This window comes from Solitalea agri, assembly GCF_023914155.1.
GTDB classification, from domain to species: Bacteria; Bacteroidota; Bacteroidia; order Sphingobacteriales; family Sphingobacteriaceae; genus Solitalea; species Solitalea agri.
In genome coordinates this window covers 34,448-51,192 of the sequence record NZ_JAMWYS010000058.1, presented here as the reverse complement: position 1 = coordinate 51,192, position 16,745 = coordinate 34,448, and the positions used below count along the sequence as shown (strand labels likewise).

At 38.4% G+C, this 16,745-nt stretch carries 11 protein-coding genes; 2 read left to right on the top strand and 9 right to left on the bottom strand.

The window, feature by feature from the left end; genetic code table 11:
• Positions 1–29: 29 nt before the first annotated feature.
• The 4 genes from NF867_RS16265 to NF867_RS16250 form a co-directional block, all read right to left on the bottom strand.
• The gene (locus tag NF867_RS16265) at positions 30–1,616 is read right to left on the bottom strand and encodes an ABC-F family ATP-binding cassette domain-containing protein (protein WP_252589451.1); all 1,587 of its coding nucleotides are present in this window, start codon (positions 1,614–1,616) and stop codon (positions 30–32) included.
• 226 nt (positions 1,617–1,842) lie between these two features.
• Positions 1,843–4,047, bottom strand: a complete 2,205-nt coding sequence (katG, locus tag NF867_RS16260) for a catalase/peroxidase HPI (RefSeq protein WP_252589450.1) — start codon at positions 4,045–4,047, stop codon at positions 1,843–1,845.
• A 251-nt stretch (positions 4,048–4,298) separates the two neighbouring features.
• Positions 4,299–4,688, bottom strand: coding sequence for a GIN domain-containing protein (locus NF867_RS16255; RefSeq protein ID WP_252589449.1), 390 nt, complete (start codon positions 4,686–4,688; stop codon positions 4,299–4,301).
• Between the two features lie 222 nt (positions 4,689–4,910).
• Positions 4,911–6,824 (bottom strand): RecQ family ATP-dependent DNA helicase, encoded by a 1,914-nt coding sequence (locus NF867_RS16250; protein WP_252589448.1) that lies wholly within the window; start codon positions 6,822–6,824, stop codon positions 4,911–4,913.
• A gap of 127 nt (positions 6,825–6,951) precedes the next feature.
• Between NF867_RS16250 and NF867_RS16245 the strand changes: the two genes are divergently transcribed.
• Positions 6,952–7,815, top strand: a complete 864-nt coding sequence (locus NF867_RS16245; RefSeq protein WP_252589447.1) for a fructosamine kinase family protein — start codon at positions 6,952–6,954, stop codon at positions 7,813–7,815.
• Between the two features lie 79 nt (positions 7,816–7,894).
• Positions 7,895–10,114, top strand: a complete 2,220-nt coding sequence (locus NF867_RS16240; protein WP_252589446.1) for a bifunctional alpha,alpha-trehalose-phosphate synthase (UDP-forming)/trehalose-phosphatase — start codon at positions 7,895–7,897, stop codon at positions 10,112–10,114.
• Positions 10,115–10,125: 11 nt separating this feature from the next.
• On the opposite strand, the gene NF867_RS16235 is transcribed toward NF867_RS16240, so the two are convergent.
• The 5 genes from NF867_RS16235 to NF867_RS16215 all read right to left on the bottom strand — a co-directional run bounded on the left by NF867_RS16235 (position 10,126) and on the right by NF867_RS16215 (position 16,743).
• Positions 10,126–11,913 (bottom strand): glycoside hydrolase family 15 protein, encoded by a 1,788-nt coding sequence (locus NF867_RS16235; RefSeq protein ID WP_252589445.1) that lies wholly within the window; start codon positions 11,911–11,913, stop codon positions 10,126–10,128.
• Between the two features lie 83 nt (positions 11,914–11,996).
• Positions 11,997–13,232, bottom strand: coding sequence for an MDR family MFS transporter (locus NF867_RS16230; RefSeq protein ID WP_252589444.1), 1,236 nt, complete (start codon positions 13,230–13,232; stop codon positions 11,997–11,999).
• 214 nt (positions 13,233–13,446) lie between these two features.
• Positions 13,447–14,082 (bottom strand): carbonate dehydratase, encoded by a 636-nt coding sequence (can, locus tag NF867_RS16225; RefSeq protein ID WP_252589443.1) that lies wholly within the window; start codon positions 14,080–14,082, stop codon positions 13,447–13,449.
• A 137-nt stretch (positions 14,083–14,219) separates the two neighbouring features.
• Entirely contained in the window at positions 14,220–15,602 is a 1,383-nt protein-coding gene (locus tag NF867_RS16220; RefSeq protein WP_252589442.1) for a dihydrolipoamide acetyltransferase family protein, read from the bottom strand.
• Positions 15,603–15,819: 217 nt separating this feature from the next.
• On the bottom strand, positions 15,820–16,743 hold the full coding sequence (locus NF867_RS16215; protein ID WP_252589441.1) for a ribonuclease Z: 924 nt from the start codon (positions 16,741–16,743) through the stop codon (positions 15,820–15,822).
• Between the last annotated feature and the right edge of the window lie 2 nt (positions 16,744–16,745).

The window sequence follows — 16,745 nt, the reverse complement described above, 5'->3', positions numbered from 1 at the left end:
TAACTCGGGATGACAAGGATTTCAAACAATCAAAGTTCCATAATACGTTCAATATTTATCTCTTGAATAAACTGTTCATCATGCGTAACAACTAGCAGCGTCCCTGAATATTCATTAATAGCTGAGGTTAATATGCCAATATTCTGAAGATCCAGGTTGTTGGTGGGTTCATCTAAAATGATCACGTCAGGAGAAAGATTATAGATATTTAAACAACAAATTGTTAACCGCATCCGTTCTCCACCACTTAAAGCACTACAAGGTTTGTCCCAATCGTCTTTGGAAAACAGAAAACGATTAAGCCTTATTTTAACCTCGTGCTCCTCCAACTTGCCACTATTAAAACTCTGGGCCTGCTCATAAACAGTAAAATGATTTTCGATCAATGAATAGTCCTGATCAATATATACCGATTTGATTTCAGCACTAAAAACTGATCCGGTAGTTGGTAGTAAACTTCCTATAATAAGTTGTATTAGTGTGCTTTTACCCGATCCATTTAAACCCTTTAATAAAATACGTTCACCGCTTGAAATTTGAAGATTTAACGGATTGGCCCAAAGCATTTGTTCTCCGTAACTGAAATTAAGACCGGTACATGTGAACAAAATTTTACCCTTATGCAAATTGGAGTCGTCAAAACCGAACTTCATTTTATCATTATCAGGTACTGATTGACGGAGCTCATGCAAATTTTTTGTAATCCCTCCAATTTTCTCTGCGTGTACACTTTTTAGCTTCGACGAGCTATTTTCAGCATTATTTCGCAAGGTGTTCATCATGATGCGAGCAACGCCTGCCTTCTCTTTCTTCCCTTTACCACGCGCATCTAATTTTTGCTGGCGCTCTAATGTTTCCCGTTCTTTTTCTCGTGCTTTCCGAAGCTCCTTTTCTTTATAACTGATTTCCAGGCTTAAAGAATTATTCTCAATTTGCTTTTGTTCAGCATAAAAGTCATAATTCCCTCCGTAAACTGAAATACCATCTTTTTTTAGCTCACACATCGTATTTAAAAGATTCAGGAGCTTACGGTCGTGGCTAACAGCAATCATTGCGCATTGGGTGGATTCAATAAATTCATATAGCTGTTTTCGACCTAATACATCCAAGTGATTGCTTGGCTCATCCAATAAAACTAGTTCAGGCTGATGAATGGAAATTCCTGCAAGAAATACTTTGGTCTTTTGGCCGCCGCTCAAGTTTTCCAATTTGGTAGTTAAATCAAGATCTGCCAAATTCCAGTAGCTTAAAGCTTCATTGCAACGTTCCTCAATACGCCAATCGTCTGCAAGCAAATTCATATTATCTTCGGTAACCTCGCCATTTAATATCTCATAGAAGGCGTTAAGTTTATGATCAATTTTCAATGCTTCCGCTATAGTCAAATGATTATACTGCCCAAAAATCTGAGGGATGTAATATGGTAATGATTCAACCCTTAACTGACCTTGCGTAGGTTGTAATTCATTGGCTATAATTTTAAGAAGAGTTGATTTACCCGTTCCGTTATTACCAATAAGGGCTATCTTATCCTTATGTTCCAGGGATAGGTTAAGGTTGACAAATAATAAATCTTTATTTGGATGTACGTATGAAATGTTCTGTAAAATAAGCATAATTCCTTTCGATAAAGGTGAATGAAAAAGCAAACCAATTGTATTGGTGCTGTATTTAATTACCTGAAAGAAATTTTATCTTACATATAGTGCTGTGAGACTTTTAATTTAGATGGCAAAAGTAGAATTTTTTTTCAAATAAGGTTTAATTCGAATATTAAGTAAAAAGGTGGTCTGTTTACAAACCACCTTTAATTATTAAAATTTTTTCGATTATTATCGTGAGTTAAGCCAGATCAAAACGATCAAGGTTCATTACCTTATTCCAGGCGGACACGAAGTCTTTGACAAATTTTTCCTTTGCATCGGCACTGGCATATACCTCGGCCAAAGCCCTAAGTTCGGAGTTTGAACCAAAGATCAGATCAGCGCGAGTAGCAGTCCATTTAAGTTTTCCTGTAGCCCGATCTGTTCCTTCAAACTCTTCTTGTGCTTCGGAACTTGCTTTCCAAGTGGTGTTTATATCAAGCAAATTGATAAAGAAATCATTAGTTAATGTCTCCGGATTCTTGGTAAATACACCATGTCTCGAATGATCATAATTAGTGTTCAACACGCGCATACCTCCTACCAAAACAGTTAATTCGGGAGCCGATAAGGTTAATAGTTGTGCTTTATCCACCAACAACTCTTCTGTTGATACGGGATAATTAGTTTTACGATAATTACGAAAACCGTCAGCAATTGGTTCAAGCACAGCAAATGAGTCAACATCTGTCTGTTCTAATGTAGCATCCATGCGGCCCGGAGCAAAAGGAACTGTAATATCTACACCGGCATTTAAAGCAGCCTTCTTAATTCCAATGCAGCCTGCCAATACAATCAAATCGGCGAGTGAAACCTTCTTACCTCCAGATTTAGAGCTATTAAATGCTGTTTGAATTTCTTCAAGTTTTCCTAATACTTTTTTCAATTGAGCCGGATTATTCACCTCCCAATCTTTCTGTGGAGCTAATCGAATACGCGCTCCATTAGCACCACCACGCTTATCTGAACCTCTGAATGTTGAAGCTGATGCCCAGGCTGTTGAAACCAGTTCGGATACGGTTAACCCCGATTCTAGTATTTTATCTTTTAATACAGTAATATCTTTGGCATCGATCAAAGGATGATTAACGGCTGGAATTGGATCTTGCCATATCAATTCTTCTGCAGGCACCTCAGGACCCAAATAACGAGCACGAGGCCCCATATCACGGTGGGTTAATTTAAACCATGCACGGGCAAAAGCATCGGTGAACTCATCAAAATTTTCGTGGAAGCGGCGGGATATTTTTTCATAAGTTGGATCGAAACGCAGAGAAAGATCTGTGGTAAGCATCGTTGGCGTATGACGTTTTGCAGGGTCGTAAGCATCAGGGATGGTGCTTTCTGCATTTATAGCTACCCATTGCTGGGCACCTGCCGGACTTTTAGTTAACTCCCATTCATGACCAAACAAATTCTCAAAGAAGTTATTGCTCCATTTGGTAGGAGTTTGTGTCCAGGTAACTTCGGGGCCCCCGGTAATGCAATCAGCGCCTTTTCCTGTTCCAAATTTACTTGTCCAACCCAAGCCTTGATCTTCGATGGCTGCAGCTTCAGGTTCAGGACCTACATGCGAAGTTTCTGCCGCCCCATGCGTTTTACCAAAAGAATGACCTCCAGCAATCAGTGCTACTGTTTCTTCATCATTCATAGCCATGCGGGCAAAGGTTTCCCTTATATCTTTAACAGCTGCAATTGGATCAGGATTACCATTTGGACCTTCAGGATTTACATAAATAAGGCCCATTTGTACGGCAGCTAAAGGTTTCTCAAGATCACGATCGCCTGAATAGCGTTTGTCCCCCAACCAGGTATTTTCCGAACCCCAATAAACCACCTCTTCGGGTTCCCAAGTATCTTCACGTCCCCCGGCAAATCCAAAAGTTTTGAAGCCCATCGACTCTAAAGCTACATTACCAGCCAAAACCATCAGATCGGCCCATGATAATTTGCGACCATATTTTTGCTTTATCGGCCAGAGTAATCTTCGTGCCTTATCCAAATTGGCGTTATCGGGCCAACTATTCAGTGGTGCAAAACGCTGCTGACCGGCACCGGCACCACCACGGCCATCGCCAATACGGTAAGTACCTGCACTGTGCCAGGCCATTCGGATGAATAATCCTCCATAATGACCAAAATCTGCAGGCCACCAATCTTGAGAGTCTGTCATTAAATGGTGAAGATCGTCCTTAACAGCTTTCAAGTCGAGACTTTTGAATTCTTTGGCGTAGTTAAAATCTCCACCCATTGGGTTAGATAAAGTGGAGTTCTGACGAAGGATATTTAACTTAAGTTGATTGGGCCACCAGTCGCGATTTTTGGGGCCACCACCTCCAACACTGTGTTTTAAATTTTCATTTGAAAAGGGGCATTTGCCATTGCCGTTAGAGTCGTTTCCCATGGTTATATAGTTTTTTACCTATACAATTTACAAAATTGTTTATAATGGAAAACAGCCAAAGTATTGGTGGTGATCGATTTATATTAAATAGATAGAAAAAAAATAGTATCGTCTAAGCTATATTGAATGTCGTAACATGATGATATGGAACTCCTACATTCAAAACTGTTTTACTATATTCTCAATTTCATATAAAGCAAAAAGCCGCTTTAGTTTCCCAAAACGGCTTTGCCATGTTTACGCTGTTCCTGTTAGTTCTTTACTACCTTAACGTCTCCAAAGGTGCTGATGTTCCTAATATCTTTTAATGTAACCCAAAGTGTAATTCTCTTCTTTACGTTTCCTACTGTATATACATTTAGTTCGTTATTATCTAAGAACGATTGTACCGAAGCACCTAATTCTGCCGGAGCTTCCACAATAATTTTTTGATCTGGCCCTTCTGCGAGCATCACTTTAAAATTGCCACTAACTTTAATGGTTTCAAATGCAGCAGTGCTGATTTCTTTTTTTACCATTTCGGTACCTGGCTTTGATTTTCTAGGATTGTTATCGTCATTTGAAATAGTGAATGACATGGTAGAGATTGTTACTAATACAACTGCTGCAGCTGCACCAATTTGTTGGATCATTTTTTTCATAATTATCAGTTAGTTTTTTAAGTTTCTTTGTTAGGTATGACTCTGTTTTATGATTTAAAGTTGCAGCAAGAAAGGCTATTTTAGGTAACAAATGCAGTAACATACCAAGTACAGGGTTGTAAAAACGAGGCTACTGTGAAATAGAAAAATTACACTGAATTATGATTTTTTAACAATTAAGAAAGCTGATTTTAACAGCAAAATTGTATGGCATTAATTTGATTAATCTTGGTGGGAAAGCATTAAATGATTGTTTTCGCTAAGAAGAAGCGTTCCATCGTCGATTAGTAAACGTACAAAGTTGGTTATCTGATCATTAGAAAAGTTGGCAAAATGCAAATGGATCTCCGGAAAGAATACAGAGCCATTGTTAAGCAATGTAACAAGCTCGTTTCTAAATAACTCAAAACCAACAGATTGCATAACCTGTTTTTTACGTTCGAGGCAAATATCGCAAGTGCCGCAATCTTCAGCATTACTTTCATTAAAATAACTACGGATAAAAACGCTCCGACAAATCGCGGTTTCATCAGCATAATTAAACATAGCCGTTAATTTTTGCTGTTGATTTTTCTTACGTTCGTCCAGGTAGGCTTTATTGATAAACATGGTTTTCGCATCGGCACGAGGGGTTAAAAAGGTAACTCGAGGCCAATCCGTTTGAGGTAAGTAATTAATAATATTCAGCTCATCCAGCTTTTTAAGCATCTGCACATACGTTACCGGGTTGATATTGGTACGCGAGGCCAAAAGTTTTTCGTCAATTGGAACGTAATTATCAAACAAATTACCATATGAACGCAGGATGATCTTTATCGGAATATCAAATGTTGAATTAGCAATCTGAAAGCGATATAACTCGTCATTATTCACCACAAACTTTATTCGCGAAGGCATGAACACACCTTCCGAAAAGTTGAGGTAACCGTCTTTCTCCAAAAACTTGAAGCAGTTAAGTACTTTAACAGCTTTTAAATTATAGCGGGAACAGAGTTCATTAATATCGAGATCATAGGTTAAAAACTCTCCTCCTCCAATGGCTAATTGAAAATAATTGCCTAACGCCTGGTAAACTGCCCTCACATCTTCAGGCTCTGGAAACGCCTGTTGTTGCTTTTGCTCCATCTCCACCTTATCGGCATCACAATACAGTAATACCGCAAAAGCTCTTTTTTCATCACGCCCAGCCCTGCCGGCTTCCTGGTAGTACGATTCAATGCTGTCGGATGGTTCAAAATGGATCACAAAGCGAACATCGGGCTTATCGATTCCCATACCGAAAGCATTGGTACAAACCATTACCCGCATTTTATTATTAACCCATGCATTTTGCTTTTTAAATCGTTCGGCGGTAGGAACACCTGCATGATAAAAGTCGGCACTGATCTTATTTATCCAAAGAAAACGTGCCAGCTCCTGGGTTTCTCTCCTGTTTCGAACATACACGATTCCGGTACCGGGTACTTTCCTGATGATTTCCAATAGTTTTTCATGCTTATTTTCGGCCTTCCGAACAGCATACACCAAATTCTTTCGTTCAAAACTTTTAGTAAAAACCTTTGCGTCCTTGAACAATAGTTTTTCCTGTATGTCCTGTTTAACTTCAGTAGTAGCGGTAGCAGTTAAGGCTAAAAATGGAGCTTCTGGTAATAACTCTCTTAAACTTGCAATATTCAAATACGAAGGCCGAAAATCGTAGCCCCATTGCGAAATACAATGAGCTTCATCAACCACCACAAAGCTTACCTGCATTCTTCGCAAACGAACTTTCACAATCTCAGTTGAAAGGCGTTCGGGCGACATATACAAAAACTTGATATCACCATAAACACAATTATCAAGCGCAATATCAATCTCTCGATAGCTCATGCCCGAAAATATCGCTACAGCTTTAATATCACGTTTTTGCAGGTTTTCCACCTGATCTTTCATCAAGGCAATAAGCGGCGAAATTACAATACACACTCCTTCCATATGCATGGCAGGTACCTGAAAGCAAATCGATTTCCCCCCACCGGTGGGTAACAGAGCCAATGTATCATGTCCCTGCAGCACCGACTCTATAATGTCTTGCTGTAAAGGCCTGAATTCAGTGAATCCCCAATATTGCTTTAATATTTCGTGAATGGTTTGCATGAAAGTTTTCAAACCTAAAATAAGGCTTCGGTAAAAACACTGCAACTTCTATTTGTTAATCAACTTATGGACAGGTAATTAATTACTTAACCAAACTATTCGATTGGCTTTAGTTATCTTTATTATAATGAAAAACGTATTTCAGCAAGCGATTAGTCAGGTACTTAATAAAGAAGTTAGCATTGATGCCTTTCATCAAATTGAAGGCGGTTCGATAAGCAATGCAGCGAGAATTGACACAAATGAGGGACGCTTTTTCATTAAATGGAATGATGCCTCGTACCATAAAATGTTTGAAACAGAAGAGTTTGGCCTGCAAAAATTGAGGAGTTTTTTACCTGCTTTAGTTCCTCAATTGCTTGGTTCTGGTTTGGTTGACTATACGGCATTTATTGTCTTGGAGTGGATAGATCCTGATGATCCTAAGGAGAATTATTGGGAGGATTTTGGCGAAAAGCTGGCCTTACTTCACCAAAACACACATACTAACCACGGGCTTGATCATACAAACTTTATTGGCAGCCTTCCGCAGTATAATCCGTATGGGAATTCGTGGATTGATTTTTTCATTACAAACAGGTTACAGGTTTTGGTTGAAGCTGCTTTTAATAAGAACCTTTTGAACAATACCCATTTGAAGATGGTATATGCATTATACAGCAAATTGTATTCATTAATTCCTGAGGAAAAGCCATCCCTACTACACGGCGATTTATGGAGCGGAAATGTGTTATGTGGAAATGATGGTTTGGTGAAAATTTGTGACCCAGCTGTTTATTATGGACACCGTGAAATGGATTTAGCAATGAGCACTTTATTCGGCGCTTTCAACAATCGATTTTACGAAACATACAATGAGCATTATCCCCTTGTTCCAGGATATAAAGAACGATTCGACATACATAACTTATACCCATTATTAGTTCATCTTAATTTATTCGGATTTAGTTATTTAAATCCTATAGAGCAAATTTTGAAAAATTATGCCTAGAATTGATTGTAATTTATTGTTTAATAAGTAGTTATAATTATGATAGAAAGTTTACTCTTCAAACTAATTACAAAACTTTATGAGCATCTCAAAAACAATAATTGTTTCCAATCGCTTACCGATAAAAATTACATTGAATGGAAGTCAAATTGGCTATCAAAATAGTGAGGGAGGTTTAGCTACCGGTTTAGGAAGTATTTATCGAGAAGGTGACAATATTTGGATAGGTTGGCCTGGAGCCATTATCAATGACGAAAGTATTCAGGAAGCAATAACAGAAGACTTAGCCACCAAAAGCCTTTCACCCGTTTTTTTAACCGAAGAAGAGATCAATAAATATTATGAAGGCTTTTCAAATGAAACACTTTGGCCCTTGTTTCATTATTTTCCATCATATGCCAATTATAATGATGAACAATGGTGTACCTACAAAACCGTAAATCAAAAATTTGCCGATGCGGTTTTGCGGGTTTTAAAAACCGATGATCAGATTTGGGTGCACGATTATCAGCTGATGTTGGTACCTCAAATGATCAGGGACAAGGCCAAGAATGTTAAGATTGGTTTTTTTCTGCATATTCCTTTTCCTTCATTTGAAGTATTCCGTTTGCTTCCCTGGCGTAAGGAACTACTTAATGGTGTTGTTGGTGCCGATTTAATCGGCTTTCATACCTTCGATGATTCCATATACTTCATTAACTCATGTCAACGAATTTTGGGGCTCCCATCCAACTCTAACCAGCTTTTTATTAATGATAAACCGATAATTGTTGATGCGTTCCCGATAAGTATCGATTTTGAAAAGTTCAACACCCTGGCAAATGATGTATTGCAAAAACCACATGAAGAGAACATCATTAAGCGTAAAGGCAAAGCAAAGCTGATGCTATCAGTTGACCGACTTGATTATAGCAAGGGTTTAATAAATCGATTGAAGGCTTTTGAGAAGCTATTGGAACAACATCCACAGTATATAAAAAAGGTGGTTTTTGTTCAACTGGTGGTTCCATCAAGAGATACGGTAAAACAATACAGTGAACTTAAAGAGCAAGTGGATAAACTGGTAAGTAATATTAATTCGAAATATTCAACTCTTGATTGGGTGCCAATTCATTATTTCTACCGCTCATTTTCAATTGATCTCCTCGCCGCATTATACAAAACAGCTGATATTGCCCTTGTAACACCTATGCGTGATGGTATGAACCTGGTTAGTAAAGAGTTTGTGGCTTGTAAAAGCGATGAAACAGGAGTTTTAATCCTGAGCGAGATGGCAGGCGCATCAAGAGAGTTAAACGATGCCATTGTTATCAACCCTAATGACTCAAATAAATTTGTTAAAGCCCTTGTCCAGGCTCTTGAAATGCCGGTTGATGAACAACGACATCGTATGCGATCAATGAGAGATATAGTATCGAGGTTTAACATTCATCATTGGGTAAAACTATTTATGAACCGACTGGAAGAAGTTAAAGTACTTCAACGAAAACTTTCTGTTCGTGAAATAACGCCAATGATTGAGAATATGATCAAGGAACGCTATCAAAGGGATCAGAAACGCTTACTTTTACTGGATTATGATGGAACGTTGGTGGAATTTAACAGTAATCCATTGTTGGCTTATCCCGACCTAGAACTGCTGCAGTTGATTCAGAAACTTATTGATGACCATAAGAACACGGTGGTATTAATAAGTGGACGTAAACAGGAAACCCTAAACGATTGGTTTGGACAAATGAACCTGAATATTGTTGCTGAACATGGTGCATGGATAAAACGTAAAAGTAAAAGTTGGCAGCATCATGAAATCGATGTAAGCTGGAAAGGAGATATTTATAATACCATGCAATCAATAAATGATCGTACCCCGCGCTCATTTATTGAAGACAAAAGTTATTCGGTAGCGTGGCATTACCGTAATGTTGAGATTGGTTTGGGTGAATTAAGGGCAAAAGAATTGGTAGAGAACTTAAAAGTCCTGGCTGCCGATAAGGGTCTGCAAATAATGCATGGAAACAAAGTGATTGAAGTAAAAAGTAATGAAGTAAATAAAGGTAAAGCGGCAAAAAAATGGATCGATCATCATCACTATGATTTCGTAATGGCAATTGGCGATGATTTTACGGATGAAGATACTTTTAAAGCGCTTCCAAAAGGGTCGATAAGCATTAAAGTTGGTGGCACAAGCTCTGAGGCGGCCTTCTATCTACATACTCCCACTGATGTTAGATTGCTCCTGAAAAAGCTCATTAAAGCTAAGGAAAAAGTTATAGTCACAGATACAAAATATTCTGAATGAGTACTTTAAGTTTAAATGTTGTTATAAAAATCTGGTTTATCCATTTTTTTGGCTATTCGATAAGCAGCATTCATCAAGCCCACATGGCTATAAGCCTGTGGGAAATTTCCCCATTGGCTACCGTCACTTGATAATACATCTTCACTTAATAAGCCCAAGTGATTGGTGTATTTTAATAAATTTTCAAAGGCATGAACTGCCTCATCTGTACGTCCAACACAAGCTAATGCTTCAACATGCCAAAAGGCGGTGATCAAGAAAGTAGTTTCTGGGACGCCAAAATCATCTTTGTGTTTGTACCGATAGAATAAGCCTCCTGGAGCTTTTAATTCTTTTTCAACGGCTTCTAAATGCTTTTTGGCACGCTCACTTCGAGGGTCGATGTAATTCATCATGATTAATTGTAGAGTGCTGGCATCTAAATTGGAAGTACCCACTGCTTGAGTATAAACCTGTCGTTCCTCGTCATAACATGCTTCAATGTGTTTTGCTGCCCTATCGGACAATTCAAGTGCTTTTATCTCTAATGCATGACTTTTTATATGTCTGGCAATACGAATTGCAGCCTGGCATCCTGCCCATTGAAACAAATTGGTATAGCAGTGTCGCTGAGCCAAGTGACGAAATTCCCAAATGCCAGCATCTTCCTCATCAATGGTGTTTTCAATTTTCAACAGCATCCTTTCCAGCCAGGGAGCCGAATCATGTCGTTCGGCATAAGTAAAGCGTTTATCTGTATATAGCGGAAGCAACGATAATAGCATTTGACCATATGCATCGTTTTGGATATGCTCCGACGCTTGATTACCAACTCTAACTGGCTTATTGCCCAAATACCCCTCAAGTTCAACTTCCCGTTCTGTAAGATCTGCATCGCCTGTAATACTGAATAATGGTTGATAACGTCCCTTTTCATTTTCCGAAATGTTTGACAGGTAATGAAAATAATGCTCCATCTCCTCAAAGTGGCCGATATTATTGAACGCCTGCAAAATATAATATGCATCACGAAGCCAGCAGAAACGATAATCCCAGGTCCGTCCACTCTGATCAAATTCAGGTAAACTCGTAGTGCTGGCAGCTATTATGGCTCCTGTATCTTCAAACTGATGAATTTTTAATGCTAATGAAGATCGAATAACATGCTCCTGAAACATGTTACCAATACCAGTATTTTTGATCCACTGTTGCCAATAGCTAGTTGTTTTACGTAAGAAATCTTCGGCGGTACTCTCCAACGGGGCCTCTAAGGGACTTCCATATGTCAGTACCAAATATTTAGGTTCGTTTAATGCCGAATATTTTCCCTCAATGATATGGCTAAGGGAAAAATTAGAGGTTAAACGGATCGGATTCTCAAGACCGTAATACTGCAGGTGATTGCTACCTGTATACATTTTTAAGTCGCTTTCCCCATAGTTTTTAGTTGGGCGGCAAGTAACTTTTACCCTTGGATTTCCAGAAAGTGCCTGAATTTTACGAACAAGCATTAAAGGCTTGTAAAAGCGTTCATATTGAAAAAAACGAGGAGCAAAATCAGTAATCCGATAAATCCCTTCATCACATTCAACATGTGTACACAAGATATTGGTATTCTCCAAATAGAATTGGTGAGTAGTAAAAGGTCCTTCAGGAAGAATGGTAAATGTTCCTCCTTTTTCTCTATCTAGTAAACTACCGAAAACAAAGCTGCTGTCGAAACGGGGCCAGCATAACCAAGAGATATCAGTGTTTTTATTGACATGCGCAATAAATGCGCAGTTTCCAATAATTCCGGATTGATAGGTGTGTTTCTGCATAAATGAAAGCTGATTTAGAAAGAAACGACAATACCTTAAGTTAAAGTATATTTTGCAGAAAACAGAGAAAATGAGATTGTTAATTAACTGACCTCAACAATCTCCACTTCTTTCACCGACTTTTGCTGTAGCCAGGAAAATCCCATGAAAACTACAACACTAATGCCAGTAACCAGATACCATAAAGAGGTAAAACCATAGCTCTGAACCATTTTTGAACCAACTGTTGGAGCTATTACCTGTGCTGCTGAATACGCAATGGTATATAAAGCAGCATACTGTCCTCTGTTGCTATCACCACTACGTTTAATCCAAAATGTATTCATAAATGGCATCGAAAACATTTCTCCAAAAGTGATCAATAACATGGCTATAATAACCACCCATGCAGAAGGTCCCAGCATGTTAAATATGAAAAAGGAGGCACCTGTGAGTAATACGCCTCTAGCAATGTAATATAGTGGAGGATGTTTGCCTTCAAGTTTAAAAACCAAAACCATCTCTATTAATGCAATCAATAAACCGTTAATAGCCATTACCAATCCGATCTCCCACTCTTCCAAATGCACCACTTCTTTATAATAAACAGGCAGAATGCTAAACATCTGAAAAAAACAAACGGCATTCAGCGTTACAAACACAACAAACCAGATATACGTTTTATCACGATAAGCTGATTGATTTGAGCTTGGCCGAGTATCTTGAGTTTTTTTCTCTTCAGTTTTTATCTTTTTAACAGGTGGTAGTAATACTTTAAGTAAAATGGCTGCGGCAATGCAGGTTAATCCATCCACCCAAAACAATAAACCATAGCTAACACTGGCTAACACACCTCCTATTGCCGGTCCTACCGACCAGCCTAAGTTGATAGCCAATCTATTTAATGAATATGAACGAGTTCTGTTCTCTGGTGCACTGTAATAAACAATTGCGGCCGCATTGGCGGGTCTAAAGGCCTCACCTATTACGCTCAATGCAAAAAAACAAGCCCCAATGCCCCAAATAGAGTGCATTTGACCCAAAAGAATGAACATGAAGCCATTTAAAAACAAACTCCAAAACTGAAGTGTGGAGAACCCAAATTTATCGGTAAGCTGTCCACCTGCAAATGCCCCAATAATTGCACCTAGTCCAAAACAAGCCATTACAGCTCCGGCCTGTTCAATAGTATAATGGAGATCTTGAGTTAGGTAAACAGTCATAAAAGGTAACACCATTGTCCCTGCCCTATTAATGAGCATTACAACTGAGAGTAACCAGGTAGAACGACTGAGACCGCCGTAGGCATTTTTGTAGAGGTTTAACGCTTGTAAAATCATGAAGTTTGGTTGCCACACTAATATCAGAAATTACTGTTGCAGCAAAAAATTGAAAAGAAGAATAAAGTGTAAAGAAATTATGATGAAAAGCTTGAGAAGGCTGATTTGAATTTAAATAGGCTTTTGGGTAAGTAACTGACTTATCCGTAAATGCTAATAATTTAAAGAATTAGGTTTAGACATAATTATCCAAACCCAATTCTATATTTTTTAATTATTTAATTTTATACTGATAAATAGTATTGATGTGATTTATGTCAGAAACTGAAACATCTAGATCCTGTAAAATACCGTCTGCTACATCAAATACCCAACCATGAACCGAAAGTTTTTGACCTTCATTCCATGCTTTTTGAACGATGCTGGTATTACAAACGTTTAGCACTTGTTCTTTAACATTTATCTCACAAAGTAACCTGAATCGAGCTTCCTCATCTTCAACTGCATTAAGCTCATCTTCGTGCATCCGGTAAACATCTTTGATATTTCTTAGCCAGTTATCAATTAAGCCAAAATTGTTGTTTCCCATGGCTGCTTTAACACCCCCACATCCATAGTGACCAACCACTAAAATATGTTCAACCTTCAATACCTTAACAGCATATTGAATTACCGATAAACAGTTAATATCGGTATGAACTACCATATTGGCAATGTTACGGTGAACAAATACTTCACCTGGATCTAAACCTGTGATTTCATTTGCCGGCACTCGACTATCGGCACAGCCAATCCATAAAAATTTTGGAGCCTGTTGCATCGCAAGATTCTTAAAGTAGTTTTCATCTACTTCTAACCAGCGTTCAACAAACTTCCTGTTATTATCAAAGAGTTTTTCGATATCATTCATTATATAGACTGTTTTTAATTAAATATCAAATTTATATCAGTTGATTAAATTAATCAATATTCAAGATAAAGCTAATTCAATTATGCATGCATTATTTATAAAAAAACCGTCTCAAGAACTTGGACGGTTTTTTTATTTTAAATATCACGATTAGGATCGAATGCTTCAAGGTAATCAGCAACCTTTCGAACAAAAGAGCCTCCTAACGAGCCATCCACTACCCTGTGGTCATATGAAAGTGATAAAAACATCATATGGCGAATAGCAATAACGTCGCCAAATTCGGTTTCAATTACAGCAGGTTTCTTTTTGATTGCACCAACTGCTAAAATCGCCGCCTGAGGCTGATTGATAATTGGTGTGCCCATTACGTTGCCAAATGAACCTACGTTGGTTAATGTAAAAGTACCACCCTGAATTTCATCCGGCTGCAGTTTATTGTTACGTGCGCGGTTTGCCAAATCGTTTACTGATTTGGTTAAACCTACCAAATTCATTTGATCAGCATTTTTAATTACTGGTACTATCAAATTTCCGCTTGGCAATGCCGTGGCCATACCAATATTAATGTTCTTACGGATAATGATCTTTGTTCCATCAACAGAAACGTTCACCATTGGTAAATCTTTAATGGCTTTAGCAACTGCTTCAATAAAAATCGGAGTAAAGGTAATTTTTTCGCCTTCGCGTTTTTCGAAGGATTTTTTCACTTTTTCTCTCCATTGAACAATATTCGTCACATCGGCTTCAACAAATGAAGTAACGTGCGGAGACACATGCTTGCTCATCACCATATGGTCAGCAATCAGTTTGCGCATACGGTCCATCTCAATGATTTCGTCGGCGCCCCCAACAGAAACTGCAGGTGTTTTAATTTCAATTGTTGAAGGTGAAGGACTTGTTTTTGGAGCAGCTGCAGTGGCAGGCTGTGTTACTGTGGCTGATTGTACTGGTTCTGCTACTTTAACAGGAGTCGCGACCACATTACCGCTGGCTCTTTGTTCCACATATGCTAAAATATCCTGTTTAGTTACACGACCTTCTGATCCGGTTCCTTGGATTGAATCAAGTTCAGCTGAAGAAATATTTTCACTTTCAGCAATGGTGCGTACTAATGGAGAGTAAAAACGAATACCACTTGATTTTATCGGAGCTGGAGCCGTTTCGGTTCTGCCTAGTGTAGCGTTTACCAAATCAAGATCCGGTAACTCTTCTGCTTGTGGTTCATCAATTTTTATTTGTGACTCTGGCTCTGGACTTGAAACAGGGTCTTCAGCAACTGCAGTTTCAATAATTGCAATGGTTGCTCCTACCTGAACAACATCATTCTCTCCGAAAAACGTTTCCACTAATGTTCCTGAAACAGGAGATGGCACCTCTGAATCTACCTTATCAGTGGCTATTTCTAAAATATTATCATCGGCTTCAATTTTTTCGCCAATGTTTTTCACCCACTTGATAATGGTGGCTTCTGCCACACTCTCACCCATTTTGGGCATAATCAGTTCGTAACGTGCCATAGAATGTAGAATCTCGTTTGTAAATAAGGTTAATTTTTGGTTGAACAAATGTAGAAATTTTCTTCTAACGAAAGTCGGTTATTTACTGTTCAAATTGAGAAGTATGTAACTGGATTTAAGCCCTGGGTGGTTGTTTTAGAAATATAAAAACAGCAGATTCCTGAGTTTGAAAAGAGCTTAAGTTATTAAATTGATTTACAGATTGTTCAGTAGCTGCTTATTGGTCACCAACCTCAAATGTGAAGCCCTCTTTGGCTAAAAAGCTATTCACAAATTGAGTCTGACATTCTTCTAAATGCGGCAGAAGATCACGGTAACGAGCCGAAAAATGACCAATAATCAATTTTTGAGCCTTCGCCATTGTAGCAATTTCACCAGCTTGACGGGCTGTAGTATGAAATGTATCAGCAGCTCGCTGCTGTAAATCATGCAGGAAAGTGGCCTCATGATATAATAGATCTACCCCATTAATTTGATCAAGAATGGACATATTCATAATCGTATCTGAACAATAGGCATAAGCCCTTGGCTTTGGAGGTTCAATTGTTAATACCGCATTTGGTAACACTTCTCCATCAGGTAAAGTATAATCAGCCCCCCCTTTAATTAATGGAATATACTCAGGTGAAATATTAAATTGCTTGATGTATTCTTTGATAATTCGACGGCCCCGAGGTAATTCTCTGAATAAAAAACCTGTGCATGGGATTCGATGATCAAGAATAATGGTCTCTACCTCAAACTCCGAATTTTTAAAGATTATCTCAGGATGATTTGTTTGGGTAGGTACAAACTTTAAGGGGTATCGTAAAACCGTTTGAGAGTATTTTAGCTGGATCTCTATGATTTCCAGCAGTTCTGGCGGACCGGCAATAAATAATTCGGTTGATCGTCCGTTTAAATGCATGCTGGAAATCAGCCCTACTAAACCCAGGTAATGATCGCCATGTAGGTGGCTTATAAAAATGTAATCGATTTTATTGTATCCAAAACCATATCTACTTAATTGAAACTGCGCACCTTCGCCGCAGTCAATCATGTAATATTTTTGGTTATAGTTTACAATCTGCGCAGTTGGATAGCGGTGATGAGCTGGAGTAGCAGAACTGCTACCTAAAATGGTTACTTCAAACTTCGTCACTC